The 3,731-nt window shown below is 36.7% G+C and carries 3 protein-coding genes; all 3 read right to left on the bottom strand.

Annotated elements, in window-relative coordinates; all coding sequences use genetic code 11:
* Positions 1-228: 228 nt before the first annotated feature.
* Genes PL77_RS29120 through PL77_RS29110 form a run of 3 tightly spaced genes read right to left on the bottom strand, consistent with a single transcriptional unit; the run spans position 229 to position 3,292 of the window.
* On the bottom strand, positions 229-1,248 hold the full coding sequence (locus PL77_RS29120) for a substrate-binding domain-containing protein (RefSeq protein ID WP_044213347.1): 1,020 nt from the start codon (positions 1,246-1,248) through the stop codon (positions 229-231).
* Positions 1,227-2,450: a mannonate dehydratase gene (gene uxuA, locus PL77_RS29115; protein WP_044213346.1), complete on the bottom strand. Its 1,224-nt coding sequence runs from the start codon at positions 2,448-2,450 to the stop codon at positions 1,227-1,229. Before uxuA ends, PL77_RS29120 begins: the two co-directional genes overlap by 22 nt.
* Positions 2,450-3,292, bottom strand: a complete 843-nt coding sequence (locus PL77_RS29110) for an SDR family oxidoreductase (RefSeq protein ID WP_044213344.1) — start codon at positions 3,290-3,292, stop codon at positions 2,450-2,452. The genes uxuA and PL77_RS29110 overlap by 1 nt, the downstream gene beginning before the upstream one ends.
* Positions 3,293-3,731: the final 439 nt, after the last annotated feature.

The raw sequence follows: 3,731 nt of genomic DNA, 5'->3' as shown, positions 1-3,731 counted from the left end.
GTGAGACGCAAAGCATTGCGTCTCTACAGAAACCTTTTCAATCAAAATTATACTTCAATTGAAAAGGCACAGCCATGTAGAGCCACAATGCCTTGTGGCTCACGGACCATAATAAACCATTTTATGGACTATAACACGATCCATTTTTTCTTGACTCAAAACGTGAAAATGATCAGTATCAGAAAATAGAATACACCTTAACTCTTCATTCTAACCTCTTCCCTCTTATCAAATGTTTTCCTTCGTTACCAATGATGGAGGCAATAGTGTTTCTATTTTCTTGTGTTGTTTACTTTTTACTATTTTGTATAGATTTTCCAACACCTCTCTACCCTGCCTTGCAGAGTCTTGAGTGATTAGAAAATCAATTTTCTCTGATTTCAAAAGCTCTTTATTATCTTCCAACAGATCATGGCCAATAAAGACCGTTTCTTTATCTTCAAAATGTTGAACTTCTTTCATCAGAGCATAAGTTTCTGCTACTCTAGAGTTGGTAACATAGATTGCTTTTGGACTATCCTTACCTTCAAAAAAAGAAGATGCATTTTTATCTTTTAAAGGAAGATCAATAATGACAATATTAGATCGATCCTGTCCTCTTTTTGTTAAGAAATTCACTACTGCTCTTTCCCTTTGAAAAGAGATGGGTAAACGTTCATCGTGATAAGGATTGACCACCCAAATATCTTCTTTTTCTCTAGTAGAAATCTCTATTAATCTTCCCACTAAAGCACCGCAAGCATCAATGTTTTGGCCGATGAAATAATCAGGTTCAATTTCCATGACATTCATATCAATAAATGCCAATTTCATTTCCTCCTGTTCTGCTCTTCGGATCAGCTCAAAAGTAGCCTCCTTGTATTTGGGGTGAACAATCATCCCCTCCAACTTTGCGTCCAACAACTGATGTCCATTTTGTAGGTAATCGTTTTCGTTGTTGTAATCAAAAAGCTGAAGATGGATGGATAAGCCTGTATCATTCAAAAGATCTGCGGCCTGTACTATCCCTTCCAATGGTTTTTCCCAATATGAATTAGTATTCGGATCAGGAAGTAAAACACCTATCTCGATTTTTCGGTCAATGGTTTTAGGGACAGCGTAGCCTAGTTCAGCAGCAATTTTCATTACAGTATCTTTGGTTTTTTGCGCCACTCTCCCTCTGTCATGAAGAGCACGGTCTACCGTACCTACTGAAACACCTGCCTTTTCTGCGATCTCTTGAATTCTTATAGACTTTCTTCTATGCACAATACTTCTTTTTGTTCAGATAAAATTATTCCATGCATCAGTCCTCTCAACTCCGCCAATCCTCTCAGTCTACCAATACCAGAATAACCTGGGTTTGTCTTTTTCACCAAATCATCCAACATTTTATGTCCATGATCAGGGCGCATTGGCATTCTCACTTCTCCTTTCCCCTCATTGATTCTTCTGGATTGTTCTTCTAAAAGTGCTTTCATCACACCAAACATATCCACATCTCCCTCTAAGTGATTGGCTTCGTAGAAGTTACCGATATCATCTCTTTTTGTGCTTCTAAGATGGATAAAATTGATTCTATCAGCAAATTGTTTCACCATTTCCACCAAATCATTATCTGATCTTACACCAAAAGAACCTGTACAGAAGGTCAAGCCATTATGTAATGAAGGCACTTGCTCAAACAACCATGCTACATCTTGTGCAGTACTTACCACTCTTGGCAATCCCAAAATCTGATAAGGAGGGTCATCTGGGTGAATGGTTAAATACACGCCTTGCTCTTCGGCTACTGGAACAATTTCAGCCAAGAAATCCCTTAAATTCTCTCTTAGTTTTTGAGCATCAATACCTTTGTAACTATCTAATACAGACTGGAATTGCTCCAAAGTATATCCTTCTTCTGCACCTGGAAGACCAGCAATGATGTTCTTCACCAACTCTGCTTTCTTATCTTCTGACATTTGATCAAAAACAGCTTTGGCTTTCTTTTGATCCTCTACTGAATATACTTTTTCTGCCCCTTCTCTTTTTAATAAAAATAACTCAAAAGCGGCAAATTCATACACATCAAAACGTAATGCCTCCGAACCATCTTCTACTTTATAAGACAAATCTGTTCTTGTCCAGTCTAAAACCGGCATGAAGTTGTAGCAAACCGTATCAATACCACAAGCCGATAAGTTCTTGATCGACTGTTTATAGTTTTCGATATACAGTATGTAATCTCCCGTCTGCTTTTTGATGTCTTCATGAACAGGTACACTTTCTACCACTGACCAAGTCAATCCTACTGCTTCAATCACCTCTTTTCTTTTAGTGATCTCCTCCACTGTCCATACTTCTCCATTAGGGATGTGATGCAATGCTGAAACAATACCCGTGGCTCCTGCTTGCTTGATATCCAATAACGATACAGGATCATTTGGCCCGTACCATCTCCATGTTTGTTCTAATCCTAAATTTTTCATTATACTCCACTATATGCGTTATAACCACCATCAATTGGAATGCAAATTCCGGTCACGAAAGAAGAAATATCAGAGCATAAATAAAGGACTGCTCCTTGAATATCTTCTGGTTCCCCAAATTTTGCCATTGGTGTTCCATTTACAATTTTCTGACCTCTTGCAGTGTAAGAACCGTCTTCATTGGTCACTAAGAATCTGTTTTGATCTGTGATAAAGAACCCTGGTGCAATGGCATTTACTCTAATTTCTTGAGGTGCCAAATGCATTGCCAACCATTCCGTAAAATTATTAATCGACGATTTTGCTGCTGAGTAAGCAGGGATCTTTGTCAAAGGTTTATATGCATTCATTGAAGAGATATTCAAAACTACACCTTTGTTGTCTTTTCCGATCATATCTTTGGTAAATACCATAGAAGGAAGTAATGTACCTTTGAAATTTAAGTCAAAAACAAAATCAAACCCTTCCAAATCAAGATCATAGAAAGTTCCTTCTTCATCATCTTCCACCATCTGCTCCACTTGCGTTGTCGCTTTAGGATGATTACCTCCAGCTCCATTGACTAAAATGTCAATGCTTCCTAGTTCATTATTGATAATATCTTTTGCATCAAGCAAAGATTGTTTGTTTAATACATTGGCTGATAAACCAATATTAACGTTGCCAAACTCTTCTCTAATCTCCGCAGCCATTTTTTCTGCTTTCTCTTGATTGAGGTCTACAATAGCCAACTTCGCTCCATGTGTCGCAAATGCTTTACAAATGCTTAACCCCAAAACACCTGCCCCTCCAGTCACAACAACTACTTTATCTTTTAAGTCAGTAAATGCTAGTTCCGTCATTTTATGTGTTTTTAATTATATATAAATGATGTATTACATCATAAATGTACGCGCTATTTATTTTAAATACCAAAAAAATGAGAAATTAAAGATCAATTTACGCTTATAAATGATGTATTACACGCTTTATAATGTTTTTACACTTTACTTATTGAAAAATGATTTACATTAAAAAACTTAAACTCGTTCATGTCTCAAGCTGAAAGCGTGACTTGGACCTATAGCTGAAAAAAGTCTGTAGACTTTTAGTGATAAATAGATTTATTGTAATGCTACAGCTATAAGTCTTCAGACTTATAACAAATACAAGCACAAATGACGCTTTGCTGAACACTTGCGTGCTAGTGGATTTACAATAAAAAAGGCCCCAAAAAAGCTATATCACTCTTTTGAGGCCAATATTTGTTTGTTGTAGTAAGTACATTGTAAACTAAATTAT

The organism is Flammeovirga sp. OC4 (assembly GCF_000812565.1).
Taxonomy (GTDB): Bacteria; Bacteroidota; Bacteroidia; order Cytophagales; family Flammeovirgaceae; genus Flammeovirga.
This window is presented reverse-complemented; position numbering and strand designations above follow the sequence as displayed.